The sequence below is a fragment of the Variovorax sp. W1I1 genome, assembly GCF_030815625.1.
Lineage (GTDB): Bacteria > Pseudomonadota > Gammaproteobacteria > Burkholderiales > Burkholderiaceae_C > Variovorax > Variovorax paradoxus_C.
The window spans coordinates 6,535,125-6,556,677 of the sequence record NZ_JAUSWZ010000001.1; the positions used below are offsets into that span (position 1 = coordinate 6,535,125).

Below are 21,553 nucleotides of genomic sequence, written 5' to 3' on the forward strand. Positions count from 1 at the left end.
TCGCTTTTGTTTTGTTGGTTTGAATTAGGAGTCCCTCCATGGGCAAGAAACTCTACGTAGGCAACCTCGCCTACTCTGTGCGTGACAACGACCTGGAACAAGCTTTCGGCGAGTTCGGCGCAATCGTCAGCGCCAAGGTCATGATGGAACGTGACACCGGCCGTTCGAAGGGCTTCGGCTTTGTCGAAATGGGTTCGGATGCTGAAGCACTCGCAGCCATCGAAGCCATGAACGGCCATTCGCTCCAGGGCCGTGCCCTGACGGTGAACGAAGCCCGTCCGATGGAAGCTCGTCCTCCCCGCACCGGCGGTGGTGGCGGCTACGGCGGCGGCGCTGGTGGTGGCGGCGGCGGCGGCGGCTACGGTGGTGGCGGCGGCGGCGGTTACGGCGGCGGCGGCGGTGGCCGTAGCGGCGGTGGCGGCGGCGGTTACGGCGGCGGCGGCGGTGGTCGCGGCGGCTACTAAGCCCTCACCCACACTCACGAGAGCCTCGGCTCTCTGAATGAAAAAAAGCTCCTTCGGGAGCTTTTTTCGTTTCCGGACCGTCCCTTTCCAGGGGCACCGGGGACAACCCTTGCCTTGCGGTAAGCATTTGTCCGTACAGGCAAGGTCAGCCAACGGTCAGCCGCGGACGACGACCCTCACTGCTCCAAAACAGAGGGTCGAGGCAATGAAGATCAAGAGTCAGGCGGACTTCTTTTCAGGAGTCATGTTCACTACCGTGGGGGGCGCTTTCGCGATAGGCGCCACCACCTACACCGTCGGCAACGGCGCCCGCATGGGCCCCGGCTATTTCCCGCTCATGCTGGGCATCCTCCTGGCCATCCTCGGGGTGGTCATCATGTTCCAGGCGATGGTGGTGGAGACCACCGATGGCGACAAGATCGGCAAATGGGCCTGGAAGCCGCTGGCCTTCGTGCTCGGCGCCAACCTCGCGTTCGGCATCCTCCTGGGCGGCCTGCCGAGCATCGGTCTGCCGGCGATGGGAATGATCATCGCCATCTACGCGCTCACGATCATCTCGAGCATGGCGGGCACGCAATTCAAGCTGCGCGACGTGCTGGTGCTCTCCACCATCCTGGCGGCCGGCAGCTATGTGGCCTTCATCTGGGCGCTCAAGCTCCAGATCCAGGTCTGGCCCACTTTCATTTCGGGCTGAGGAGCGCACACCATGGACCTGATCCACAACCTTTCCATCGGTTTCGGCGTTGCCTTCACCTTCACGAACCTGCTGTATTGCCTATTGGGCTGCATCCTGGGCACGCTGATCGGCGTGCTGCCGGGCATCGGCCCCGTCGCGACCATCGCGATGCTGCTGCCCGCCACCTACGCGCTGCCGCCCGTGTCGGCGCTGATCATGCTGGCCGGCATCTACTACGGCGCGCAATACGGCGGCTCGACCACCGCCATCCTGGTGAACTTGCCGGGCGAGTCGTCCTCGGTGGTCACCTGCATCGACGGCTACCAGATGGCAAGGCAGGGCCGCGCAGGCCCCGCGCTCGCGGCTGCGGGCCTGGGCTCGTTCTTCGCAGGCTGCGTCGGCACGCTGATCCTGGCTGCCTTCGCTCCGCCGCTGACCGAACTGGCCTTCAAGTTCGGCCCGGCCGAGTACTTCTCGCTGATGACGCTGGGCCTGATCGGCGCCGTGGTGCTGGCCTCGGGCTCGCTGCTCAAGGCGGTGGCGATGATCGTGTTGGGTCTCCTGCTCGGCATCGTGGGCACCGACGTCAATTCGGGCGTCGCCCGCTTCAGCTTCGACATTCCCGAGCTCACTGACGGCATCGGCTTCGTGGTGATCGCCATGGGCGTGTTCGGCTACGGCGAAATCATCGGCAACCTCTCGCAGCCCGATGACGAGCGCGAGGTGTTCACGCACAAGGTCAAGGGCCTGTGGCCCACCAAGGACGACTTCAAGCGCATGACGCCCGCGGTGCTGCGCGGCACGGCCCTCGGTTCGGCGCTGGGCATCCTGCCCGGCGGCGGTGCGCTGCTGGCGGCCTTCGCGGCCTATGCGCTGGAGAAGAAGATCAAGATGCGCCCCGGCGAGGTGCCCTTCGGCAAGGGCAACATCCGCGGCGTGGCATCGCCCGAATCGGCCAACAACGCCGGCGCGCAGACCTCCTTCATCCCGCTGCTGACGCTGGGCATTCCACCCAACGCCGTGATGGCGCTGATGGTGGGCGCGATGACGATCCACAACATCCAGCCCGGCCCGCAGGTGATGACCAGCAACCCCGAACTCTTCTGGGGCCTGATCGCCTCGATGTGGATCGGCAACGCGATGCTGATCGTGCTGAACCTGCCGCTGATCGGCATGTGGATCAAGCTGCTGACGGTGCCCTACAAGTTCCTGTTCCCGGCCATCGTGCTGTTCTGCGCCATCGGCGTGTACTCGACCAACAACAACACCTTCGACGTGTGGATGGTCGCGATCTTCGGTTTCATCGGCTACCTGTTCCTGAAGCTCAAGACCGAGCCGGCCCCGCTGCTGCTGGGCTTCATCCTCGGGCCGATGATGGAAGAGAACCTGCGGCGCGCGCTGTTGCTGTCGCGCGGCGCGTGGAGCGTGTTCGTCACGCGGCCGCTGTCCGCCGGGCTGCTGGTGGCTGCTGCGGCGCTGCTGTGCATCGTGCTGCTGCCGTCGATCAAGGCGAAGCGCGAAGAGGCTTTTGTCGAGGAATAGGCTCCCGCCGCTCCTGAGCAAGCCCCTGCACGAAAGCGCAGGGGCTTTTTTCATTTCTGGGACGTCGAGGCGGCGGCTGTGCCCCATATCGACGCGCTCTAGTTGGTGCCCGGCGGCGGTGCCTGTGGTGCGCCAGGAAGGCCGTGAACAGCGCCGATACCGGATCAATCCCTCTCGAATCGGCAAGTTCCACAGGCACCGAGGCGCCCCCCGCCGGAGGAATTTCAAGGACGAGATCGCTTCTTTCAGATTGCTACTGAAAAGATAGCTATAAAACTCCGATGCACGAGCTCAATCCAGAGATTTGACGGGGAGAAAAAGACCCGCCAATGCCCTCCGCGCGGACATAAAAAAGGCGCCGACCAGCGGCGCCTTTCAAGTTCGAGCTGGCATCTCGTATGGATGCCTTGAAGGATTTTTCTTTTTGAAGGGGAAGTTGTCTCCTCGGACCCTCGGCAGTACGAGCAGGGCCCGTTCGCGAGTGCGCAGACTTTATGTGCTGCACCGCACCAGTGCATTGGGAATTACCCGCTTTGCCTTACTGCGGACGGCCAATTCGCAAACCAAAGTGTTTCCGGGAGTTAACGATGTGGCACGACTCATGCACGTAGCGCCAGACCTGACAACTCGAAGAAGCGCAACGCCATGGCCCTGGTCCCGCAAGCCTCCATCAACGCGGCCGACACCGCCTGGATGATGACGTCGACCGCGCTGGTGCTGCTGATGACGCTGCCCGGCATCGCGCTCTTCTACGCCGGCATGGTGCGGCGCAAGAACGTGCTGGCCACCATGGCGGCCGTCGTGGCGATCGCCGCGGCGGTGTCGCTCACCTGGTTCACGCTCGGCTACTCGCTGGCCTTCACGCCGGGCTGGCCGTGGCTCGGCGGCACCGGGCGCTTCTGGTTCTCGGGCTTCGAGTACCTGAAGGAAGCCGGGCAGATCGCGGTGAGCCACGTCGCGCCCAACGTGCCCGAGTCGGTCTACGCGATGTTCCAGCTCACCTTCGCGATCATCACCACCGCGCTGGTGCTGGGCGCCTTCGTCGAGCGCATGCGCTTCTCGGCGGTGCTGTGGTTCGCGCTGCTGTGGAGCGTGCTGGTCTATGCGCCCGTCGCGCACTGGGTGTGGGAGCCGGGCGGCTGGCTCGCGCAGATGGGCGCGCTCGATTTCGCGGGTGGCTCGGTGGTGCACGTCAACGCGGGCATCGCGGGGCTGGTGTGCGCCTATGCGCTCGGCCCGCGCAAGGGCTACGGCCGCGAGGCCTTCGAGCCCTACAGCCTGGCGATGACGATGATGGGCGCCGGCCTCCTGTGGGTGGGCTGGTTCGGCTTCAATGCCGGCTCGGCGGTGGCAGCGGACGGGCGCGCGGGTCTCGCGATGCTGGTCACGCACATCGCGGCGGCGGCCGGTGCGATGAGCTGGATGATCGGCGAGTGGATCGTGCGGCGCAGCCCTTCGCTGCTGGGGCTCTGCTCGGGCCTCGTGGCCGGGCTGGTGGCGATCACGCCAGCGGCGGGTTTCGTCACGCCGCTCTCGGCGCTGGCCATCGGCGCCATCGCGGGCCTGGCCTGCTATTGGGGCGCCACGGGCCTGAAGCACATGCTCGGCGCGGACGATTCGCTCGACGTCTTCGGCGTGCACGGCATCGGCGGCATCGTGGGGGCGCTGCTCACGGGCGTGTTCGCCGACGCACGCATCTCGGGCGCGGCCGGCAACGTGCTGACGCAGGCCATCGCCATCGGCAGCGTGGTGATCTACAGCGCGGCGGGAACGGCGATCGTGCTGTTCCTGGTGCACGTGCTGGTCGGACTGCGCGTCGATCCCGAGAGCGAACAGCTGGGCCTCGATCTTGCTCAGCACCGTGAACACCTGGGAGCCTGACCACCCGAGGGAGACACCATGCCATCCATGTCCGAAAGCGAACGCATCGCGCTTGCAGCCCGTCTTCACGTGGCACTGCGGCGAAAGCACGGGCGCGTGACCGACACCGAATGGATGGCCACCAATGCCGAGTACGCCGCCGAGATCGTGCGCATGACGCGTGCGCACGCGGCGGAGACGAAGGACGAGGAACTCGACCAGCTCGCGACGCGGCTCGAGCTGGCGATGGAGCCGCTGGCTCGCGCCGCGCGGCTGGCGGCGCGGCAGCCCGATGGGACGCCGCCTACGCCGCCGCCCCGCTATGTGGGCGGGCTGCGGTGACGCTTGAGTCGGCTGGCGTTCGGGGCAGGTGCATGCGCCCCTTGAACAAGAGCGCCAAGAACTAGGTTCGAACCCGCCCGTCGCCAGTCAGCATCGACAACTCGACGAACTTCGACCCCACGTGGTTCTTCGCCGAGAACGACACCTCGAACCCGCCGAACTGCTGCCGGTCGATGCTCTCCAGCCCCGCGACGAGGCTGTCTCGCGTCACCTTGCCCGAAGCCTTGCGCAGCCCCTCGGTCAGCACCTTCGCGGCGAGGTAGCCCTCCATGCTCGAGAAGTTCGCGCTGGCCCCGCCGCCCGCCTTGCGCACCGCCTCGGCGAATTCGCGCGTGATCGCGTTGGCCGGGTTGTAGGGGGAGGGCACCACCTGCGTCACCATCACGCCGGCGGCTTCCTTGCCGAGCTCGTCCGCCAGCGCCTGCGTGCCGACGAACGACAGATTGATGAAGGTGCCGCCATAGCTCGCCTTGCGCGCCTCGCGGATGAACGCCGCGCAGGCCTTGTACGCGCCCACCTGCACCACCGCATCGGGTTTTGCGCCCACGATGGATTTCACGGCCTGCGCCACGTCGGCCGAATTGCGCTCCACCGTGGCCATCGCGACCGGCTTCAGGTCGAGCTGCGACAGCGCCAGCGTCACCCCGTCGAGCCCGGCCTTGCCGTAGGCGTCGTTCTGATAGAAGACCGCGATTTTCTTGAGCCCGAGATGGGTGAGCTGCTTGACCATCAGCGCGGTCTCGTCGTTGTACGAGGCGCGCAGGTGGAACACGTTCTTCTGGAAGGGCTCGCGCAGCGACATGGCGCCGGTGAACGGGGCGATGAACGGCACCTTGTCCTTCACCGCCAGCGGCAGCGCGGCCAGGCTGGTCGGGGTGCCGATGTAGCCGAAGAGGGCGAACACGTCTTCATCGATCAGCTTTTGCGTGTTGGCGGCGCAGCGGTCGGGCTCGTAGCCGTCGTCCAGGTTCTTGATCACCACGTTGCGGCGGCCGGACTGGGCGTTGTACGAGTCCAGGAACACCTTCGCGCCCTGATGGAACTGGATGCCCAACTGCGCGGCCGGACCGGTGAAAGGCGCGGATTGGCCGAGCACCAGGGGCGCTTCAGCCTGCGCCTGCGCGATCCGGAAGCTGCCCAGCGTGGCGGCGGCGCCGACGGCCAAGGAAAAATGCCTGCGATTCACCATGGTGAAAACTCCCTCTGCGCCCGCTGCGCGTTTTTCTCGCACTCAAATTAGACTTGTCCGATGCCCCACGCAACGGACTCCCTGGAAGCCACGACTTCCCCCGCCCCGACCTCCGAGACCATCACCGTGCTGGGCGCCTGCCCCCACGATTGCCCCGACACCTGCGCGCTTGTCACCACCGTCAAGGACGGCGTGGCCGTGAAGCTGCAGGGCAATGCCGCCCACTCGCACACCGGCGGCGTTCTGTGCACCAAGGTGTCGCGCTACATCGAACGCAACGACCATGCCGAGCGGCTGGTGCAGCCCATGAAGCGCGTCGGCCCCAAGGGCAGCGGCCAGTTCGAACCGGTCTCGTGGGACACCGCACTGGACGACATCGCCGCGCATCTTCGGTCATTGCGTTCCGATCCGGAAACAATTCTCCCCTACTCTTATGCGGGCACCATGGGCCTGGTGCAGGGCGAATCGATGGACCGGCGGTTCTTCCACAAGCTGGGCGCGTCGCTGCTGGACCGCACGATCTGCTCGATGGCCGGCGGCGAGGCGATGGTCCACACGCTGGGCGGCAAGGTCGGCATGCGGATCGAGTTCTTCGCCGAGGCGAAGCTGATCCTGATCTGGGGCAGCAACTCCATCGCCAGCAACCTGCATTTCTGGCGCCACGCCCAGGCCGCCAAGCGCGCGGGCGCACGGCTGGTGTGCATCGATCCGCGCAAGACCGAAACCGCCGACAAGTGCGACGAGCACATCGCGCTCCTGCCCGGCACCGATGCCGCGCTGGCCCTGGCGCTGATGCACGAGCTGATCGTGCACGACTGGCTCGACCACGACTACATCGCCAACCACACGCTGGGCTGGGAGCAACTGCGCGAGCGCGCACTGCAATGGCCGCCGTCGCGCGCGGCAGAGGTCTGCGGCATTCCCGAAGCGCAGATCGTGACGCTGGCCGAGGCCTACGGCACGACCAAGCCCGCCGCCATTCGCCTGAACTACGGCATGCAGCGCGTGCGCGGCGGCGGCAACGCGGCTCGTGCCGTCGCCTGCCTGCCGGCGCTGGTGGGCGCTTGGCGCGACCGGGCGGGCGGGTTGCTGCTGAGCAGCTCGGGCCATTTCCCGGTCGACCGCGCCGCGCTGCAGCGCCCCGACCTGCTCGAAGACCGCCGCCCGCGCACCATCAACATGAGCACCATCGGCGATGCGCTGCTCGACGCGGCGAGGCCGGTGAAGGCCATCGTGGTCTACAACAGCAACCCGGTCGCGGTGGCGCCCGATTCGGCCAAGGTGGTCGCGGGTTTCGCGCGCGACGATCTCTTCACCGTGGTGCTGGAGCAGTTCCGCACCGACACCGCCGACTACGCCGACTACCTCCTGCCCGCCACCACGCAGTTGGAGCACTGGGACATCCACACGAGCTACGGCCACACCGACGTGCTGCTGAACCGCCCCGCGGTCGCGCCGCGCGGCGAGGCCCGCAGCAACGCCTGGGTGTTCCGTGAACTGGCGCGCCGCATGGGCTTCGACGAGCCCTGCTTCTCGGACGACGACGAAGCGCTGTGCCGCACCGCGTTCGCCGAGAACGCGATCGACTACGCGCAGATGCTGACCCAGGGCTTCACCACCGTGAAGCTGCCCGAGGCGCCGTTCGCCGAAGGCCAATTCCCCACGCCCTCGGGCCGCTGCGAATTCTTCAGCGCGCGCTTGCAGGCCATGGGCATGGACGGCCTTCCGGACCACGTGCCCAACTGGGAGCCGGCCGGCAGCTCGACCGAATTCCCGCTCGCGATGATCTCGCCGCCCGCGCGCAATTTCCTCAACTCCACCTTCGTCAACGTGACGAGCCTGCGCGCCATCGAGGTCGAGCCGCTGCTGGAGATCCACGCGGCCGACGCTGCCGCGCGCGGCATCGAGGACGGCGCGATGGTGCGCGTGTTCAACCAGCGCGGCGAACACCGCTGCCGCGCCGAGGTGTCGCGCCGCGCGCGCCAAGGCGTCGTGCACGGCATGGGCATCTGGTGGCGCAAGTTCGGCGGCGACGGCACCAACGTCAACCAGCTCACGAGCCAGCGCCTGACCGACATCGGCCGCGGCCCGACCTTCTACGATTGCCTGGTGCAGGTCGAGCGCGCGTGAGGGGGTTGTCCGCATTGACGCTGGCCAGCGCCGTGTTCCTCACGGGTTGCGCCGACCTCGGCTACTACTGGCAGTCCGCCAGCGGCCACATCGACATCATGCGGGCCGCCAAGCCGGTGCCCGAATGGCTCGCGGACCCGGCCACCTCGGCGCCGTTGAAGGCCAAGCTCGAACTCACCCAGCGCATCCGCCGCTTCGCCTCGGCCGAACTGGGCCTGCCCGACAACCCGAGCTACAAGTCGTACGCCGACCTGCACCGCCCCGCTGCCGTGTGGAACGTGGTGGCCGCGCCGCCGTATTCGCTCACGCTCAAGAACTGGTGCTTTCCGGTGGCCGGCTGCGTGGGCTACCGCGGCTACTACAGCGAGGACGCGGCCAAGGCCGAAGCCGAGGCGCAGCGCGCGCTCGACCTTGAAGTGGCCGTGTACCCCGTGCCCGCGTACTCGACGTTGGGTTGGATGAACTGGGCCGGCGGCGATCCGCTGCTCTCCACCTTCATCGGCTACCCCGAGGGCGAGCTCGCGCGCCTCGTGTTCCACGAGCTCGCGCACCAGGTGCTGTATGTGCCGGGCGACACGGTGTTCAACGAGTCGTACGCCACCGCGGTCGAGCGCATCGGCGGCGGCATGTGGCTGCAGCGCGAAGCCAGTGAAGCGGCACGCCGCGAGTACGCGCAGTTCGACGGCCAGCGCCAGGAATTCCGCGCGCTCGCACTCAACACGCGCCGCGCGCTCACGCAGGTGTACGAGTCACCGGAAGCCAAGGCCAAGGACTGGCCCGCCGTCGAGGCGATGAAGAGGGCCGCGATGGCCGACTTCCGCGCCCGCTATGCCGAACTGAAGCAGGGCTGGCAGGGTCCTCGCCAGAACGCCTACGACGGCTGGGTGGCGCGTGCCAACAATGCGGCCTTCGGCGCCCAGGGCGCCTACGACGACCTGGTGCCGGCCTTCGAGGCGCTGTTCGACCGCGAAGGCCGCGACTGGCCACGCTTCTACACTGAGGTCCGGCGCATCGCCGCGCTGCCGACCACGGAAGAACGCCGGAGTGCCCTGCAGACTGCCACAGGCATCCTGCAGACCCATTCCAGCGAAGACAACAACAACGGAGATCACGGTGCCTGACATCCATATCGAGAGAAATCACACGCTGGGCATTGCCGGCGCCCGCGAAGTCGCGCGCCAATGGGTGCAGCAGGTCGAGCAGGACTACGGCCTGGAGTGCACCTACACCGAAGGCAAGACCTGCGATGTCGCCCAGTTCAGTCGCCCCGGCATCGACGGCACGGTCGAGGTGACGGCCGACACCTTCAAGCTCGAAGCGACGCTGGGCTTTTTGTTCAGCAGTTTCAGCGAGCAGATCGAGCAGAAGATCTCGCGCAACCTCGACGCGCTGCTCGATTCGCCGAACGGTGGCACGCGCTTCGCCTGAGTCCGGACTGGCTCACACGATCGTGTAGCCGCCGTCGACCGGCAGCGCCACGCCGCTGACCATCGACGCGCCATCGGAGAGCAGGAAGAGGATCGGTGCCACCACCTCCTCGACCTCTGCAAACCTTCCCATCGGAATGTTCCTCAAGACCGCCGCGCTCTTGGCCGGATCGGCCCAGGCCTCCGCGGCCATCGGCGTGAGCGTGACCGTCGGATTCACGCTGTTCACGCGGATGCCGTGCGGTCCGAATTCGAGGCACAGCGAGCGCGTGATCGCATCCATTGCGGCCTTCGATGCGCAGTAGCAAAGATGCGCATCGATCGCGACCAGCGCGGCCTGGCTCGACACGTTGACGATGCTGCCGCGCACGCCGGCCGCGATCATCGCCTTGCCGCAACGCGAGGCGATCAGCGCCGCGGCGCGTGCGTTGACAGCCATCACGGCGTCGAAGCTCTCGGCTTGCAGATCGAGCGCGGATTCGAGAAGTGCGATGCCGGCGCAGTTCACCACGAGGTCGAACGCTGGCAAGGTCGCGAGTGCGCGTTCCAGTGCCGCTGCATCACCCACGTCGACCACGAGAGGCGTGCAGTCTGCTTCTGTGTGCAGGGCGTCGAGTGCCGCGATGTTGCGGCCCATTGCGGTTACCGCTGCGCCCGATTGAGCGAGCTGCAACGCTACTGCGCGGCCGATGCCGCTGCTGGCGCCGGTCACGAGGGCGCGGCGGGCGGAGAAATCGAAGGTTGTTGTCATGGTGCTGTTGTCTTGTTGGAGGGGGTGGTTCAGGGCGCGTGCACAGGCCACCGGGTACTCCCCTCCGCGAATGTCCCCCGGCCTGCGGCCTCCTCCTTGATTTCGCTGCGGGGAGCACCCGATGCCCTGCGCACACCGGGCACCGTCGTTGTGCTGGTCGATCAACGACAGCACTGAAAAACGAGCGCGCCGATGGGGTGCCTTGCGCAGCGAAATCAAGGGGGAGCCCGAAGGGCGGAGGACATTCGCGGAGCAAGGTACCCCGTCGGCGTGGGCGCACCCCGAATGCACACGTGCCGAATCAAAAACGGAGATTCATTTCAGTCGGTGCATCGCATCGCGCAACGCAGGGTAGAGCGACTTGTAGATATCGAAACGTTCGCGATAGACCGCCTGCGCCGAGGGCTCCGGCCGCGCGCGTTCCACCAGCGTGACCCAGCCGCGCTCTGCAGTAGCCGCATCGACCAGCCCCGCGCCGAGCGCCGCGAGCATCGCCGCACCGAGGGCCGCCTCGACCTCTTCCTCGATGGTGAACACGGGGTAGCCCGTGATGTCCGCGACGATCTGCATCCAGAGGTTCGAATGCGCTGCGCCGCCGACGACGATCAGGCGGTCGTCCAGCGGTTGCCCGCTTTGCCGGCCCGCTTCGATGTTGTGCTGCAGCGCGAAGCTCACGCCTTCGAGCACCGCGCGGTACAGATGCGCGCGGCTGTGCGCGAGCGAGAGGCCGATGAATGCGCCCTTGGCCTGCGCGTCCCAGATGGGGCTGCGCTCGCCCATGAGGTACGGCAGGAAGACCAGGCCCTCCGCGCCGGGCGGCACGTCAACGGCCTTGCGCTCGATCAGCGCATGCGCGTCTTCGCCGGTGCGCGCGGCCTCGGCCACTTCGGCCTGGCAGAAGGTTTCGCGAAACCAGGTGACGGCCGCGCCCGCGGTGATCGCGCCGCCGAACACATAGCTGCGGTCGGCGCCACGGTAGACGTGCGGCATTGTGATGAGCTTGTGGCGCGCATCGACGGTCGGGCTCACGAAGCCCCAGCACATGCTGGTGCCGATCATCGCGACGTGGTCGCCGCTGCCGGTCACGCCCGCGCAGAAGGTGGCCACTGCCGCATCGACGCCGCCCGCCATCAGCGGCATGCCTTCGGCGAGGCCCAGCTTCGCGGCCCATTCGGCACTCAGGCCGCCGACCACGTCGCTCGATTCGACCAGGCGCGGCGGCATCATGCGCGCCGGAATGCCCAGCATGCCGAGCGCTTCGAACGACCAGCGGCGCTGCACCGCGTCGTACACACCGCCGATGTTGCCGGCCGAGCTGTGGTCGACCGCGAGCTCGCCGGTCAGCCGCCAGTTGATGTAGCTGTTGGGCGGCAAGAAGTAGCGCGTTTTCGCCCACACCTCGGGCAGGTGCTCGCGCACCCACAGGATCTTGGTGTAGCCGTAGTAGCTGTCCACGCCGTTGCCGGTGATCGCCTGCAGCCGCGCGACGTCGACATTCGCGTTCACTGCATCGACCTCGGCGGTGGCGCGCCGGTCCATCCAGATGAGGCAGGGGTGCAGCGGCTGCATGGCTTCGTCGACCGGGATGCCCGCGCCGCCGTAGAGGCTGCTCACGCACATCGCGGCGATGTCGCCTGCCGCGACGCCGCTCTTCGCCATGCAGGCGCGCACGCTCTCGCACACGGCATCGAACCAGACTGCGCAGTCCTGTTGCGCCCACAGCGGCTTGGGTGTTTCCGGCTGATAGGCGACGCTCGCCTGCGCATGCACCTTGCCGTCGATGCCGACCAGCAGGCACTTGGTGCTCTGCGTACCGATGTCGACGCCGATCACGTATTTCATGGTGTGTTTTCTCTCAGGCTTTCAGGATCGGGGCTGCGGCTTGAGCAGCACCTTGATGGAGTCCAGCGAGTTTGCCAGCGCGAAGGCGCGCTCCCATTCGGTCAGGGGGAAGTCGTGCGTCACGATGCCCTTGGAGGTGACGAGCCCGCGCGCCAGCAGGTCGATGGCGATCGGGTAGCAGTAGGGCCCCAGGTGCGCGCCGCGCACGTCGAGTTCCTTGCGGTCGCCGATGATGGACCAGTCGGCGCTGGTCTCCGAACCGAACACGCTGAACTCGACGAAGCGGCCGAGCTTGCGAATCATCTCCAGACCCTGCGTCACGCCGATGGGCGCGCCGGTGGTCTCGATGTACACGTCGCAGCCGTAGCCTTCGGTCAGGCCCTTGACGATGGCGTCGGCGTTCTCGGTCTTGGGGTTGATGGTCACGTCCGCGCCGAACTCCTTGGCCAACGCGAGGCGCTCGGGCACGAGGTCGATCACGATGAGCTTCTTGGGCGTCTTCAGCCGCGCGGCCTGCACCATCATCAGCCCGAGCGGGCCGGCGCCTGCGATCACCACCACGTCGTCGAACTGGATGTCGCCACGGTTCACCGTGTGGATCGCGCACGAGAGCGGCTCGATGATGGCCGCGTCTTCCAGCGAGATGCCGTCGGGGATCTTATGCACGCGCGAGGTCGGCGGCAGCCGCATGTAGTCGGCCATGCCGCCATCGGCCACGATGCGCTGGAAGCCGAAGATGTTGTGCACCTCGCACATCCAGTACTTGCCCGATGTGCAGAAGCGGCACTTGCCGCAGGGCACGATCTGCTCGGCGATCACGCGGTCGCCTTTCTCCACGCCGAAGTGTTCGGCGGCGCCTTCGCCGAGCGCCTCGACGTAGCCGAAGAACTCGTGGCCCGGAATCACGGGCGCCTTCACCCAGGAGGGTTGACCATCGCCGCCCCAGAACATCTTCGCGCCCGAGTGGCACTTGCAGTCGGAGGCGCAGATGCCGCAGGCCGCGATGGAGATCAGCAGTTCGTTGCGGCCGATGGTGGGCATCGCGACGGTTTCGAGTCGGTAGTCCTTGGGGCCGTGGCACACGACGGCCTGCATGGCGGCCTGCACTGCGGAGAGTGCACCGATGGCACCCGAGGCGCCGGGCTGGAGCTTTTGATAAGACATGGGTTCCTTGTGATCAGAGAGGGTGTTGGGTATTGGTTTTTCTCCCTCCCCCTCTGGGGGAGGGCAGGGGTGGGGCAAGCGGCGTCACCGCTGGGCACGCTCTGCCTGCCCCCATCCCAGCCTTCCCCCAGAGGGGGAAGGAGCAGTGCAGGGCGTCAGCGTTTTGCTTCTCGGCTGATGAAGATGGCGAGAAGGACGATCCCGCCCTTGATGATCAATTGCAGGTACGGCGACACGCCGATCATGTTGAGACCGTTGTTCAGCACGCCGAGCAGCAGCGCACCGACCAGCGTGCCGACGATCGCGCCGCGTCCGCCGGCGATGGACGTGCCGCCCATCACCACCGCCGCGATCGCATCGAGCTCGAAGCCCACGCCGACACCGGGCTGCCCGCTCGTGACACGCGCCGCCTGCACGATGCCGGCGATGGCCGCAGTAAGACCGCTCAACGCATACACCAGCAGCTTGTAGCGGGACACGCGCACGCCAGACAAACGCGTCGCTTCTTCATTGCCGCCGATGGCATACACATACCGCCCGAACGGCGCCATGTTCAGCAGCACATACGCCACGAGGTACGTCGCCAGCATGATGAGGATCGGCACCTTGATGCCCGCGAGCACGCCGCCGCCGAGGAAGGCGAACGACTCAGGCAGTCCGTCGATCGGATAGCCGCCTGTGTAGATGAGCGCAATGCCGCGCGCGATGCCCATGGTGGCCAGCGTCACGATGATCGGGGGCATGCGCAGGTACGCCACGCAGTAGCCGTTGAAGAGGCCGATCACCACGCCGACTGCCAGCCCGAGCGGCACGGCAAGCATCGGCGGCAGGCCGAACTGCACCATCATTCCCGAGGCCAGCGTGCCCGACAGCGCCACCACCGCGCCCACCGAAAGATCGATGCCGCCGGTGAGGATCGCGGCCGTCATGCCCACCGCGATGATCGCGTTGATCGACGACTGCAGCGCGATGTTCTGCAGGTTGCCCCACGAGAGGAAGTTGTCGGTCGCGACGATCATGAAGACCGAGATTGCGACCAGCCCGACCAGCGGCAGGAAGGCCGTCGAGCGGCGCAGCTGGGTGAAAAATCCGCCGGAAAGAGCTTGAGGCGTGGGCGGCGTGGGATGGCTGGCGGTGGCATTCATTGCGAACCCCCTGTGGTTGCGTGGCGCATGATGTCGCCCGAGTTGATGGAGTTGCCCTCGAGCGTGGCCACGATAGACCCGCCCGAGAACACGGCGACGCGGTCGCACATGCCGACGATCTCGGGCAGCTCGCTCGAGATCATCACGATGGCTTTGCCCTGGCGCGTGAGGTCGCGCATCAGGCTGTAGATCTCGGCCTTGGCGCCGACGTCGATGCCGCGCGTGGGCTCGTCGAAGATCAGCACCTCGCTCGCGTGGCCGAGCCAGCGCGCGATCACCACCTTCTGCTGGTTGCCGCCCGAGAGCGTGGCCACGCGCGTCTCGATGCTCGGGACCTTCACGCCGACGCGTCTGGCGAGTTCGTTGGCCGACTGCTTCTCGGACTTCTGGCTCACCAGACCCGCGCTCTTGTGCTTGCCCAGGTTGTTCATCGAGATGTTGAAGCGGACCGTGAAGTCGGTGATCAGCCCCTCGACCTTGCGGCTTTCGGGCAGGAGGCCGATGCCGTTTTCCAGCGCCTCGGTCGGGTCCTTCAGGCGAACGGACTTGCCGTTGCGCAGCACCGTCTTGCGGTGCACGCGGTCGGCGCCCATCATCCCGAGCGCGAGTTCGGTGCGGCCCGATCCCACGAGCCCCGCGAAGCCGAGGATCTCGCCTTCGTGCAGCGTGAAGCTGTTGACCGGACCGCCCTTGGCGAGCTGGATTTCCGGCACTTCGAGCACCTTGCGTCCGCGCGGTGCGGGCTGCGGCTTCGGTGGAAAGTTGTGCTCGATCCTGCGGCCGACCATCATCTCGACCAGCGCATCCACATCGGTCGCGCCCACGTCCGCACGCCCCGCGTTGGCGCCGTCGCGCAGCACGCTGACGCGGTCGCACACCTCGAAGATCTCGTCCAGGTGGTGCGAGATGAAGATCATCGCCACGCCTTTGGCGCGCAGCTCCCGCATGATCTTGAAGAGGTGCCCGGCTTCGTTCGGCGTGAGCGTGGCGGTCGGCTCGTCGAGCACCAGGAGGCGCGCCTTCAGCGACAGCGCCTTGCCGATTTCCACGAACTGCTGCTGCGCGACCGAGAGCCGGCAGATCGGCACGCCGAGGTCGATCTGCACGCCCAGTTCGTCGAAGATCTGTTCGGCCAAGCGCTTCATCGCAGCCTTGTCCATCAGCCCGAAGCGGTTCGTGAGGTAGCGGCCGAGAAAGATGTTCTCCACCGCGTTCAGGTACGGGATGAGGCTGAACTCCTGGAAGATGATGCCGATGCCCGCGGCGATCGCGTCGTTGTAGCCCGCGAACCTGCGCTCGCTGCCTTCGATGAAGATGCGGCCCTCGTCGGCCTGGTAGATGCCGCCGAGGATCTTCATCAGCGTCGACTTGCCCGCGCCGTTCTCGCCGAGCAGCGCATGCACCTCTCCCTTGCGGATCGAGAGGTCGATGCCCGAGAGCGCGTTCACGCCCGGAAAGCGCTTGGACACGCCCTCCAGTCGGAGCATTTCTTCGCCTTCTGCTGAGGTCATGGCCGATCCATCCGCCGCTTACCAGGTGAAGGTCTTCGCGCCTTCGGCGTCGATGAGCTTCACATCCACTGGCACGGCAGCCGGCACGTTGGCGCCCCACTTCTTGGCGAGCGCGATGCCGATGGCCAGGCGGATCTGGTCGCGCGGGTACTGCGCGGTGGTGGCGATGAACTTGGAGCCCGGCTTCTGCATCGCCTTGATGGCTTCGGGCGCGCCGTCCACGCTGGCGAGCTTCACGTCCTTGCCGCTCGCGTCGATGGCCGCGAGCGCGCCCATCGAGCCGCCGTCGTTCACGCTGAAGATGCCCTTCAGGTCCTTGTTGGCCTGCAGGATGTTCTCGGTCACGGTGAGCGCGGTGGCGCGCTCCTGCTTGCCGTTCTGCGTGCTCACGACCTTGATGCCGGGGTACTTGGCGAGCGCTTCGCGGCAGCCCTTCACCCGCTCCAGGATCGGCACGACGGGGATGCCGTCGAGGATCGCCACGTCGCCTTTTTCGCCGATGCTCTTGGCGAGGTAGTCGCAGGCGAGGCGCCCGGCGTCGGTGTTCTTGGAACCGACGAAGGAGTCGACCGGGCCCTGCGCATTCGCATCGACAGCCACCACGACGAGGCCGGCCTTCTTGGCCGAGCGCACCGCCGACTGCACGCCGGTGGAGTCGGTCGGGTTCAGCAGGAGGATGTCGACCTTCTTCTGGATCATGTCTTCCACGTCGCCGATCTGCTTGGCCACGTCGTGCCGCGCGTCGGTGGTGACCACGGTGGCGCCGATGCTGGCCGCGGCTTCTTCCAGCGCCTGCTTCATCGTCACGAAGTAGGGGTTGTTCAGTTCCTGGAAGGTCATGCCGATGCGCAGCGGCTGCTTGGGCGCCTGCGCCTGGGCGGCAGATGCTGCGCAGACCAGTGCGGCGGTGAGGGCGGTGGCTTTGAGAAGGTTCTTCATGGTTGCGGTCTCCTGGGGTGTTTGACTGACTGAGTGGCTGACAAAAAACGCGGGCAAAGGCGTGCCCCACGCGGCGCCCGGAGCGCCGCGCCGGTAACGACGCGGGGAACGAAAAAAAGAACGCCGGCTACGGCGCGTTGGCGGCACGCGAGGCCGCGGCCTGCATGCGGTGGAAGTTGCGGAACTTGGTCGGCGGCATGCGCTTGTGCAAAAGGAACTGCCGGTTGAAGTTCGACACGTTGTTGAAGCCCACGTCCATGCAGACGTCGAGCACCGGTTTCTCGCTGTTGGTGAGCAGCTCGCAGGCACGGCTGATGCGCAGCCGGTTCACATAGCGCACGAACGACTGGCCCGTGTGCTTGCGGAACGACCGCGAGAACGCACTCGGGCTCTGGCCCACCAGTTCGGCCAGCATGGGCTCGCGCAACTCGTCGCCGAGGTTGGCCGAGATGTGCGCGAGCACGTTGTTGATGGCGTGCGACATGAAGGCCTTGGGGTCGGGCTTGAACGCGGGGCTCGCGAGCCGCTGGCGGTCGTGGCTGTCGACCAGCAGTTCGAGCAGCGAGAGCAGCAGGATCACGCGGCGCAGGCCCCGCGCCTCCAGCAACGATTCCATGACCGGCTTGGCAGCGAGGGCCGTTTCGGCGGAGAACAGCAGCCCCGAGCCCGACTCGGCCAGGAGCGGCGCGATGCGCTCGAACTCGGGAAAGGCGGCGCTCATGTTCTTCACCAGCTCGGCCGGAAACTGGATCACGATGCCGCGCCGCTCGACGCTCTGGCCCGCGGGCACGTCGCTGATCCAGTTGTGCGGGAGGTCCGGACCCATCAGCACGAGGTTGCCGGGCTCGAAGTGGCCGACGTGGTCGCCCACGAAGTAGACGCCCTTGGTCTCCACGATCAACTGGATCTCGTACTCGGGATGGAAGTGCCAGCGCACCGTGCGGTACGGATAGCCGTGCGCCCAGGCGGTGAACGATTCATCGCTGCGGACTTCGACGATTTCCAGATCGGGTTGCATCGGTGGTCTCCTGTGCTTTCTTTCTTGTCTCTTCGTTTGTCTTGTGATCGGCACAAGACAACGTGGGGCGGACTGTACGAATCGCCCAGGACGCCAACAACCAGAGATGAGGCTTGAAATTGATACTTTTTTGACCTTTGCACAAGCGGTTCGGCGAGGGCGTTGCGGTGCAGCAAACGCCTTTCTCCTCGGGGGAGAGGGCCAGGCGGCAGGCGATTGCTGCGGTGCGGAAGGCGCTGGAAATGCGAAGTCAAGAATTCATAGGTGTTTTCCCGCCCCGGAGGGCGCTCGCCGCGACGCGGCACACTCTGGCGCCATGACGAAAGCCACTTCTACCCAGGCCACGCCGACCGCGGCGGGCCCGCTCGCCGGCCTCAAGGTGGTCGAACTTGGACAACTGATCGCCGGCCCCTTTGCCGCACGCACGCTGGCCGACTTCGGTGCCGAGGTGGTGAAGATCGAGCCGCCCGGCGCGGGCGATCCGCTGCGCACCTGGCGGCTCATGAAAGACGGCACTTCCGTCTGGTGGCAGGTGCAGTCGCGCAACAAGCGCTCGCTGGCGCTCGACCTGCGCGAGCCCGAGGCGCAGGCCATCGTGCGGCAGCTCGCGGCCGAGGCCGACGTGCTGATCGAGAACTTCCGCCCCGGCGCGATGGAAGGCTGGGGCCTCGGCCCCGACGCGCTGCTGGCCGCCAATCCCGCGCTCGTGATGCTGCGCATCAGCGGCTACGGCCAGACCGGCCCCTACCGCGACCGCCCCGGCTTCGGCGTGGTGGCCGAGGCGATGGGCGGGCTGCGCCACCTCACGGGCGAGCCGGGCCGCGTGCCGGTGCGCGTGGGCGTGTCGATCGGCGACACGCTGGCGTCGCTGCACGGCGTGATCGGCGTGCTGATGGCGATGCAGCACCGCCACGCGACGGTGAGCGCGCAATACCCGAAGGGCAGGGGGCAGGTGATCGACGTGGCGCTCTACGAGGCGGTCTTCAACTGCATGGAAAGCCTGCTGCCCGAGTACGGCGCATTCGGCGCGGTGCGCGAGGCCGCCGGCAGTGCGCTGCCCGGCATCGCGCCGACCAATGCCTACCGCTGCGCGGATGGCGGCTACGCGATCATTGCCGGCAATGGCGACGGCATCTTCCGCCGCTTGATGGAATGCATCGGCCGGCCGGACTTGGCCGCCGATCCGGCGCTGGTGGGCAACGCAGGCCGCGTGGCCCAGGTGGAAATGCTCGATGCCGCCATCGGCGACTGGGCCGCCGCGCGCACCGTGGACGAAGTGCTCGCCGCGCTCGATGCGGCGCATGTGCCGGCCGGCCGCATCTACACCATCGCCGACATCGCGGCCGATCCGCACTACGCCGCGCGCGGCATGTTGCAGCAGGTGCAAATGCCCGACGGCAGCGCGCTCGCGGTGCCCGGCTTCGTGCCGAAGCTGTCGCTCACGCCGGCCAGCCACCGGCACAACGCGCCAGCGCTGGGCGCGGACACCGATGCGGTGCTGAAGGAGATCGGCCTGAGCGCCGAGCAGATCGCCGCGCTGCACGCACGCGGCATCGTGGGTTGACCGGCACGGGCCATTCATTGGCCTGAAACGCTGCGCATGCGATAAACCGGTCAACAAGGAGAGTCCATGGCAGCAGCGAGCAAGCGGCAGGAAGCACCGAAGCGAACGCCAGTGGCGCGTGACACGCGCGACACCGGGCGCCCGCAGCAGCAACAGCAGGCGAGGGGCGAGATCTCGAAGTCGGACGGCGAGAACATCGAGCGCCTGCTGCAGGCGCTGCGCCTGCGTCGCATGGTGGCGGAGCCGAAGTTCTCGGACGACGTGATCGTCTGGCCTTCGCGCAGTGCTGCGCCCGGCGGTACGGAGCTCGCGACGTTGAGCGCGATCAACCTGGGCAACTCGGCAGAGGCGATCGGTGAACGGGTGGAGGGGCGCGGCGTTCCGCGGATGAAGCTCGTCAAGCAGATCGACGACGTGTCGGTGATGAAGGCCAATTCGTCCGCCCTGCTGGCGATGCGCCGGAACACGCCCGGGCTGCGAATTGCACCTGCCGCATGGGCCTACCTCCAGTACATCCGGCCGCTGGGCGACGAGATGGATTCCAGCGCGATCCAGGTGGCGCCCGGGGCCAAGGTCAAGCGCTTCGAGCTGCATCTGGCAGACCCGCAGGGCAAGCCCGTGGCGGGCGTGCGGGTCAAGGCGCTCGTGAATTGGGACGGCGCGCATGTGCCCGCCGTGACCGACAGCCGGGGCATCGCGGACCTGGGAATCCCGGTGCTCTATCCGCGGGTGGAAATGATCCTGGTCGAGCCGGAGCACACGCACTGGTCGGTCTTCGTCAAGGGGTTCGACCGCGTCGCGGCGCCCAAGCGATTGAATGTGCAGGCGCTGCCGCTGGTACCCGACAGCTTTCAGTTGCTGGCGAACTACGCGCCCTACGACCCCGAGGCGGGCGCGGGCGTGACGGTCGGCGTGATCGACAGCGGCGTCGGGCCGCATGCGGACATCGCGGTGGCGGGCGGCGCCTGTTTCGTCACCGGCGAGAACGCCGCGGATTTCCTGGACAACGGCATCGGGCACGGCACCCACGTCGCCGGAATCATCGCGGGCAGGAAGGCCGAGGCCACCGGCATTCACGGCCTCGCGCCGGCCTGCCGGCTGCTCGCCTACCGCGTCTGCCCGAAGAGCGGCGAGCGCGGGCGCGCGAAATCGACCGACATCGCCAGCGCGCTCGAACGCGCGATCGCCGACGGCTGCCACATCGTCAACATCAGCATGGGCAGCCTGGAGCCGATGCCGGAGATGCCCGACGTGCTCCAGCGGGCCCGCGACGCCGGCGTGGTGGTGTTCGCCGCCACCGGCAACGACGGCCAGCCGCTCCTGCGCTATCCGGCCCGCTACAGCCACACGATGGCGGTCGGCGCGCTGGGCCGCGACGGCACGTTTCCGGCGGACTGCCCGGAGAGCTTTCAGGAGAGCGAGATCCGCCGCAAGAAGGAATTCGTCGCCGAGTTCTCCAACTACGGGCTCTCGACCGATTTCATCGGCCCCGGCGTCGCAGTGCTCTCGACGTTTCCGGGCGACAGGTACGCCATGATGTCCGGCACCTCGATGGCCACGCCCTACACATCGGGCATGGCGGCCCGTCTGTTGTCAGGGAATTCGAAGCTGCTTAACATGCCAAACGGCCCTGACAAGGCCGACGCCATCGTCACGATGCTGTCGCAGGCAGCGCAAAGAGTGGGGTGGCCCGCCGAATATGAAGGTTTTGGAGTTCTGAAGAAGTGACCAGCGTCGTCTTGACCTACACAGGCAGCCCCGGCAAGAAGTTGTCGGCGGAAGCACGGCTGCGCCGCTGCGTGCCCGGTGTCGTGCTCACGCCGAAGACGGGCACCCTGGTGGAAGCCCAGCTCGACGACGAGCAACTGGCCGCCATCGAGCAGAACCCCGAATGGGTCGTGTCCCAGCCCAGCTTCGCGGAAATCCGCAAGCCTGTCTTCAACCTGAAAAACGCACGCGCCAAGCTCGCGAAGTAGCCGCAAGGCGCCC

Annotated in this window: 19 protein-coding genes; 11 read left to right on the forward strand and 8 right to left on the reverse strand. The window is 66.9% G+C overall.

Translation table 11 applies throughout. From position 1 onward, the window contains the following. The first annotated feature begins 38 nt into the window (after window positions 1–38). The 5 genes from QFZ83_RS30465 (at window position 39) to QFZ83_RS30485 (ending at window position 4,884) form a co-directional block, all read left to right on the forward strand. Window positions 39–464 (forward strand): RNA-binding protein, encoded by a 426-nt coding sequence (locus tag QFZ83_RS30465; RefSeq protein ID WP_307512110.1) that lies wholly within the window; start codon window positions 39–41, stop codon window positions 462–464. Window positions 465–669: 205 nt separating this feature from the next. Continuing rightward, entirely contained in the window at window positions 670–1,158 is a 489-nt protein-coding gene (locus QFZ83_RS30470; RefSeq protein WP_013538813.1) for a tripartite tricarboxylate transporter TctB family protein, read from the forward strand. 12 nt (window positions 1,159–1,170) lie between these two features. Continuing rightward, a complete protein-coding gene (locus QFZ83_RS30475; protein WP_176660688.1) occupies window positions 1,171–2,682 on the forward strand; it encodes a tripartite tricarboxylate transporter permease in 1,512 nt (503 codons plus the stop codon). 645 nt (window positions 2,683–3,327) lie between these two features. After that, on the forward strand, window positions 3,328–4,563 hold the full coding sequence (locus QFZ83_RS30480; protein WP_307512112.1) for an ammonium transporter: 1,236 nt from the start codon (window positions 3,328–3,330) through the stop codon (window positions 4,561–4,563). An 18-nt stretch (window positions 4,564–4,581) separates the two neighbouring features. Beyond that, a complete protein-coding gene (locus QFZ83_RS30485; protein ID WP_013538816.1) occupies window positions 4,582–4,884 on the forward strand; it encodes a hypothetical protein in 303 nt (100 codons plus the stop codon). A 61-nt stretch (window positions 4,885–4,945) separates the two neighbouring features. Here QFZ83_RS30485 and QFZ83_RS30490 read toward each other — a convergent pair whose 3' ends face one another. Further along, on the reverse strand, window positions 4,946–6,073 hold the full coding sequence (locus tag QFZ83_RS30490) for an ABC transporter substrate-binding protein (protein ID WP_306881050.1): 1,128 nt from the start codon (window positions 6,071–6,073) through the stop codon (window positions 4,946–4,948). 60 nt (window positions 6,074–6,133) lie between these two features. Between QFZ83_RS30490 and QFZ83_RS30495 the strand changes: the two genes are divergently transcribed. Genes QFZ83_RS30495 through QFZ83_RS30505 form a run of 3 tightly spaced genes read left to right on the forward strand, consistent with a single transcriptional unit; the run spans window position 6,134 to window position 9,631 of the window. Beyond that, window positions 6,134–8,203 carry a molybdopterin-dependent oxidoreductase gene (locus QFZ83_RS30495; protein ID WP_306881051.1) on the forward strand — a complete coding sequence of 690 codons (2,070 nt, stop codon included), beginning with the start codon at window positions 6,134–6,136 and terminating at the stop codon, window positions 8,201–8,203. Further along, entirely contained in the window at window positions 8,200–9,324 is a 1,125-nt protein-coding gene (locus QFZ83_RS30500; RefSeq protein WP_306881052.1) for an aminopeptidase, read from the forward strand. The genes QFZ83_RS30495 and QFZ83_RS30500 overlap by 4 nt, the downstream gene beginning before the upstream one ends. After that, window positions 9,317–9,631 carry a polyhydroxyalkanoic acid system family protein gene (locus QFZ83_RS30505; protein WP_306881053.1) on the forward strand — a complete coding sequence of 105 codons (315 nt, stop codon included), beginning with the start codon at window positions 9,317–9,319 and terminating at the stop codon, window positions 9,629–9,631. Before QFZ83_RS30500 ends, QFZ83_RS30505 begins: the two co-directional genes overlap by 8 nt. Window positions 9,632–9,643: 12 nt before the next feature. On the opposite strand, the gene QFZ83_RS30510 is transcribed toward QFZ83_RS30505, so the two are convergent. From QFZ83_RS30510 to QFZ83_RS30540, 7 genes are all read right to left on the reverse strand, one after another. Next, a complete protein-coding gene (locus QFZ83_RS30510; protein ID WP_306881054.1) occupies window positions 9,644–10,381 on the reverse strand; it encodes an SDR family oxidoreductase in 738 nt (245 codons plus the stop codon). Window positions 10,382–10,696: 315 nt separating this feature from the next. Continuing rightward, window positions 10,697–12,223 (reverse strand): FGGY-family carbohydrate kinase, encoded by a 1,527-nt coding sequence (locus QFZ83_RS30515; protein ID WP_306881055.1) that lies wholly within the window; start codon window positions 12,221–12,223, stop codon window positions 10,697–10,699. 21 nt (window positions 12,224–12,244) lie between these two features. Further along, on the reverse strand, window positions 12,245–13,318 hold the full coding sequence (locus tag QFZ83_RS30520; protein WP_306881125.1) for an alcohol dehydrogenase catalytic domain-containing protein: 1,074 nt from the start codon (window positions 13,316–13,318) through the stop codon (window positions 12,245–12,247). 224 nt (window positions 13,319–13,542) lie between these two features. Further along, window positions 13,543–14,532, reverse strand: coding sequence for an ABC transporter permease (locus tag QFZ83_RS30525; RefSeq protein ID WP_306881056.1), 990 nt, complete (start codon window positions 14,530–14,532; stop codon window positions 13,543–13,545). Further along, the gene (locus QFZ83_RS30530; protein WP_306881057.1) at window positions 14,529–16,043 is read right to left on the reverse strand and encodes a sugar ABC transporter ATP-binding protein; all 1,515 of its coding nucleotides are present in this window, start codon (window positions 16,041–16,043) and stop codon (window positions 14,529–14,531) included. Before QFZ83_RS30530 ends, QFZ83_RS30525 begins: the two co-directional genes overlap by 4 nt. Before the next feature lie 18 nt (window positions 16,044–16,061). Beyond that, entirely contained in the window at window positions 16,062–16,982 is a 921-nt protein-coding gene (locus QFZ83_RS30535; RefSeq protein WP_306881058.1) for an ABC transporter substrate-binding protein, read from the reverse strand. A gap of 127 nt (window positions 16,983–17,109) precedes the next feature. Then, window positions 17,110–18,000 carry an AraC family transcriptional regulator gene (locus QFZ83_RS30540; RefSeq protein WP_306881059.1) on the reverse strand — a complete coding sequence of 297 codons (891 nt, stop codon included), beginning with the start codon at window positions 17,998–18,000 and terminating at the stop codon, window positions 17,110–17,112. Between the two features lie 316 nt (window positions 18,001–18,316). On the opposite strand from QFZ83_RS30540, the gene QFZ83_RS30545 reads away from it, so the two are divergent. The 3 genes from QFZ83_RS30545 to QFZ83_RS30555 all read left to right on the forward strand — a co-directional run bounded on the left by QFZ83_RS30545 (window position 18,317) and on the right by QFZ83_RS30555 (window position 21,540). Next, entirely contained in the window at window positions 18,317–19,564 is a 1,248-nt protein-coding gene (locus QFZ83_RS30545) for a CaiB/BaiF CoA-transferase family protein (protein WP_307512114.1), read from the forward strand. A 66-nt stretch (window positions 19,565–19,630) separates the two neighbouring features. Continuing rightward, the gene (locus QFZ83_RS30550) at window positions 19,631–21,292 is read left to right on the forward strand and encodes a S8 family serine peptidase (RefSeq protein WP_306881061.1); all 1,662 of its coding nucleotides are present in this window, start codon (window positions 19,631–19,633) and stop codon (window positions 21,290–21,292) included. Further along, window positions 21,289–21,540: a hypothetical protein gene (locus tag QFZ83_RS30555; RefSeq protein ID WP_306881062.1), complete on the forward strand. Its 252-nt coding sequence runs from the start codon at window positions 21,289–21,291 to the stop codon at window positions 21,538–21,540. The genes QFZ83_RS30550 and QFZ83_RS30555 overlap by 4 nt, the downstream gene beginning before the upstream one ends. Window positions 21,541–21,553: the final 13 nt, after the last annotated feature.